Origin of the sequence: Paraburkholderia sp. Ac-20347 (genome assembly GCF_017104805.1) — a bacterium.
Lineage (GTDB): Bacteria > Pseudomonadota > Gammaproteobacteria > Burkholderiales > Burkholderiaceae > Paraburkholderia > Paraburkholderia tropica.
In genome coordinates this window covers 1-415 of record NZ_JAAGPN010000649.1, presented here as the reverse complement: position 1 = coordinate 415, position 415 = coordinate 1, and the positions used below count along the sequence as shown (strand labels likewise).

Sequence of the window (415 nt, the reverse complement as noted above, 5' to 3'; positions counted from 1 at the left end):
GACGCTCACCACCTTCATCTCGCCGCTGGAACGACCGGCGCTCACCACCTTCCTCACGCGGACGGAATTCGCGACGTTCACCACCTTCATCCCGACGCTGGAACGGGCGACGTTCACCGCCTTCATCGCGGCGCTGGAACGGACGGCGCTCGCCACCTTCCTCACGCGGACGGAATTCGCGACGTTCACCGCCTTCATCCCGTCGCTGGAACGGACGGCGCTCGCCACCTTCCTCACGCGGACGGAATTCGCGACGTTCACCGCCTTCATCCCGACGCTGGAACGGGCGACGCTCACCACCTTCATCTCGCCGCTGGAACGACCGGCGCTCACCACCTTCCTCACGCGGACGGAATTCGCGACGTTCACCACCTTCATCCCGACGCTGGAACGGGCGACGTTCACCGCCTTCATC

General features: G+C 65.5%; 1 protein-coding gene. It reads left to right on the top strand.

Annotated elements, in window-relative coordinates:
• Positions 1-415 (top strand): hypothetical protein (locus G3N97_RS39220; RefSeq protein ID WP_205998055.1); only part of this gene is annotated, 415 nt, incomplete at both ends.